Source organism: uncultured Sphingomonas sp. (assembly GCF_936927845.1).
Taxonomy (GTDB): domain Bacteria; phylum Pseudomonadota; class Alphaproteobacteria; order Sphingomonadales; family Sphingomonadaceae; genus Sphingomonas.
Map to the genome: position 1 here is coordinate 1 of NZ_CAKZHV010000037.1, position 3,561 is coordinate 3,561.

Annotated in this window: 3 protein-coding genes and 1 pseudogene; all 4 read right to left on the reverse strand. The window is 62.5% G+C overall.

Going from position 1 to position 3,561, the window contains the following annotated elements; all coding sequences use genetic code 11:
• Nucleotides 1–16 precede the first annotated feature (16 nt).
• On the reverse strand, nucleotides 17–2,164 hold the full coding sequence (locus Q0579_RS06055; protein WP_298810265.1) for a DEAD/DEAH box helicase family protein: 2,148 nt from the start codon (nucleotides 2,162–2,164) through the stop codon (nucleotides 17–19).
• A gap of 172 nt (nucleotides 2,165–2,336) precedes the next feature.
• Nucleotides 2,337–2,741, reverse strand: coding sequence for a nuclear transport factor 2 family protein (locus Q0579_RS06060; RefSeq protein ID WP_298810268.1), 405 nt, complete (start codon nucleotides 2,739–2,741; stop codon nucleotides 2,337–2,339).
• A 51-nt stretch (nucleotides 2,742–2,792) separates the two neighbouring features.
• Nucleotides 2,793–3,239: a carboxymuconolactone decarboxylase family protein gene (locus tag Q0579_RS06065; RefSeq protein ID WP_366522270.1), complete on the reverse strand. Its 447-nt coding sequence runs from the start codon at nucleotides 3,237–3,239 to the stop codon at nucleotides 2,793–2,795.
• 150 nt (nucleotides 3,240–3,389) lie between these two features.
• A pseudogene (locus Q0579_RS06070) lies at nucleotides 3,390–3,506 on the reverse strand (integrase catalytic subunit); the annotation flags it as partial.
• Between the last annotated feature and the right edge of the window lie 55 nt (nucleotides 3,507–3,561).

Sequence of the window (3,561 nt, forward strand, 5' to 3'; positions counted from 1 at the left end):
CGGAGACGACAATGCACTAACTATCTACCCGGACCACCCGGTGGGGGCTGCTCACCGAAGACTCCACCCACAACGACATGTCGCTGATCGGATCGGTCCGCCGGTGCCCTGAGGCCGAGTAAGCCACCAGCGGTGGATCAACGTAGAAACCTCGGTCCTCCCAGTCCGCCAACATCACAGGAGCTGGGATCTTTGAGACGGTTTTACCGGTCTGGAGCAGGTCGATCTTGCTCCCCGTCACGGCCGCTTTGCGGTCGTGAAGTTTGCGCGCGACCCCGCCGCACCATTCGAGCAGCTCGAAAAGCCGGAGCGACCTATTGCTCCATATCTTGGATGCGCTGCTGAGACCAATTGTTATGGAGGCGCCCCCCTCGAGCGCGGTGCCGAATACGTGGCCACGATGGTAGAGGCGAGCATCGCCGGGGCGGATCGCCTCATCGGCCCGCGGGCCCGTGATCATGCGGTACGACTCGGTCGTGCTGGACTGCTGGCGGTTGCGCATGCCGACGTTGAAGAACCGCGCGTTCTCCAAGCCCTTCAGCGCGCGGTTCAGAATTTCGAACTGCAGGATGCTAGGATCGTAGCCGACCATGCCAGCCACCACGCGCTGATAGAGCCCGTCGCTGCGCTTGGACGCGCACACGAACAGCAGCTTCGACTTGGTGTCGTAGTAGAAGATGAAGACGTCAAACTCGACGTCAACGAGCCGATCGTCCGCCGACCAGCCCACCTTCGCAACTCGCCTGGTGATGTACACGCTGGAGCTGGTCTTCAGGCTGACGCGACCAAACACTGTCTCGCGATCATGCCCGAAGTTCGGCGATACCGTTATATCCATCGGATCGCGAAGTCGAAAAACCTTCACATGAAGATACGGCGACAACGAGTAGAGCGATAAGTCCGACAGATCTGGTATCGTAGGCACAGCGATATCGAAGGTGTCGAGTGTCTCGCGCGCATCCACCTCACGCTGGATGCGCGCCTCGCTGAGATTGGGGATGATCTCCGCCCAGACGGCACCAGTGGTGTACAGCCGCTCGGCTTCCAACTCGACGGCCGACTGCGGCGCGATGAAGGTGGCGTCACCCAGCTTAGCGCCCGACGTGCGGGCGAAACGTCCGATGAACTGGAGAGTCACGGCTAGGGAGCGATGCGGCGCATGGACCGCTGCGACCTTCAGGCGCGGCATGTCGAAGCCCTCACCCAGCATGTTGACGCAGATGATCCCGTCAAGGTGCCCGGCACCAAGCGCCGCGAGCGTTCGCTTCACTGTGGCAAGTGATTGTCCGCCATGCACCAGCTTCAGGCGCAGCTTGGTCTCCGCCGCGTACAGCTGCTCCAGATCCTTGGCGCGCTGACGCCCATCAGTGCGCACCATTAGGAGGTGGTCGAACCCAGCCTCCTGGTCCTCCCTAAGCTTCGACTCGGCGGCGCGCGCGATGGCTACGTCCTCCTGCCGCTGGCGATCACCTCCCCGGATGTCGACGTTCACTGGCTGATACTGGATGTGCCCGAACACCTTGTCGCGGTACGCACTCCGCAAATCGTAAGTGTAGACAAACTTCGCCTTGATCTCGCGGTCATCCCTTCTGAACGGAGTGGCCGTGAACAGCACCTTCCGAGCTTTCGGGAAGTCAGCCATCAGCATCTGCCACGTTATAGCGGGGCTATGGTGGGCCTCATCCACCAAAATCAGGTCGAACAGGTCGTCAGGCGGTGTCGGCACATCGGCCATGTGCGAGCTGACGCTCGGCACCGTCGCCACGACGACGTCGAACTCCTCCATGCTCTTCCATCCGGCGGCATCCGTGACCCGCCCCGCGGTCGCGGTCACCCTCGGAGCGACAAGACTCTCAGGCAAAGCGGCAATCCGCTTTAGGACGCCAAGCACCGCAAAATCCTCCGCGATCTGTTCGCGGACGAGCCGGCTTGGGGTCAAGATCAGCACCCTGCGCGCCTGCAGAAGGAAGGCGCACGCCTGGAGCACGGCAGTTTTACCCGAACCGGTCGGCATCGTAACAATCGCCGGTTCTAGCCGCGAGGTGAAGTGCGAGCCGACTGCGAACAACGCCCCACGTTGGGCGTCGCGAAAGCCCCTGACGTTCTTCTCTTGATCTGCAATCGGGAACGAGAGCGTCGGGTAGTTCTCTGCGAAGTACGACACGATCCCCCTCAGACGAAAAGGTTTCGCTATGTTCCAGCGATCCTAGATGACGATCTCGAGATAACAAGTGGCATAGTCGCTGCTGAACCAACGTCCGGTTCTGGGGGGCGGCGATATTGACCTGAATGTCGGTAAGTGGGTCAACGCCGACGAGCCACTTACTCCTCACGGCTCAAGTCAGCTGTCGTATCTGTGTGCCGAACGGATTGTCGATGATGTAGCGCCAGTAGCCGTCCTCACCGCGGCGGGCGATGTCATTCGATGTCGCGACCATGTGGAAATCCTGTCCCGACGGCGTCTTGCCGACGATGTTCCAGTCGAGGATGAGCGAGGCGATCGTGTCGGCCACGAAGACGTGCCGCGCGATGATCACCATCGGCAGCTGCACGGCATAATATTTCAGCAACTCGGCGCGGATCGCGGGGATGCCGCGCTGCGGCTCGCCGTTCGCGCTGACCAGGATCGCGTCGGGCTCGTAGAAGCCGCACATGACGTCGACGTCCATCGAGTTGAAGTGCTGGAGCAGGGAAGGGACGATCCCCTCCGGCGTGCGGGAAAGCTCGGGCTTCGTAGCCATGAGGCAGTATCCTGTGGTGACTCGGTGAGCGTGACGGTTGTTCGGTGCAGATCAGGCTTGCGCCTTGACCGGCAGCCGGAACGGGGCACCCAGGCGATTGAAGGCGTTCATCGCCGCGATCGCTATCGTGAGGTCGACCAGATCCTTCGGCTCGAACGCTGCGGCTGCAGCGGCATAGGCGGCATCCGAGGCATGCGTTTCGCTCACCCGCGTCACCTCCTCGGCCCAGGCCAGCGCGGCGCGATACTGATCGGGGAACAGGTGCGGCACCTCCGCCCAAACCTGGAGCAGCGTCACCTTGTCGGCCGGCATGGTCTTGAGCAGGTCGCGGGTGTGCAGGTCGATGCAATGGGCGCAGCCGTTGATCTGCGACACGCGCAGGAACACGAGGTGGATCAGCTCCTCGGGCAGGTTCGTGCCGGTAAGGAGGTAGTGGTGGATGCCGAAGAGCGCCTTGGCACCCTGCGGCGCGACCTCGTGCCAGACCAGTCGCTTCATATCCGTCATGGTGATGTCCTGCGTTCCGGGCGCCATCGGTGGCGCTCGCCGGATTGACGAGGCAGCGTGGGCAGGTGTGACATGCCTCCCAGCTTTTCTTGCTGTCAGGACGCCCGTGAGCAGCCCCCACCGGGTGGTCCGGGTAGATAGTTAGTGCATTGTCGTCTCCGCCGCCATTGCCGGGCGCAGGTGGAGCGAAGCGGAACCGGAGGCCGGCAATGGCGGCGTCGCCGCTTCTGGTGCGGGTGGGCGATAGCCCAGGCTGCTAGTAAGCGTCCGGTGACGGCGTCACCTCAAACGGGCCGGTAGTTCCACGGCAGCA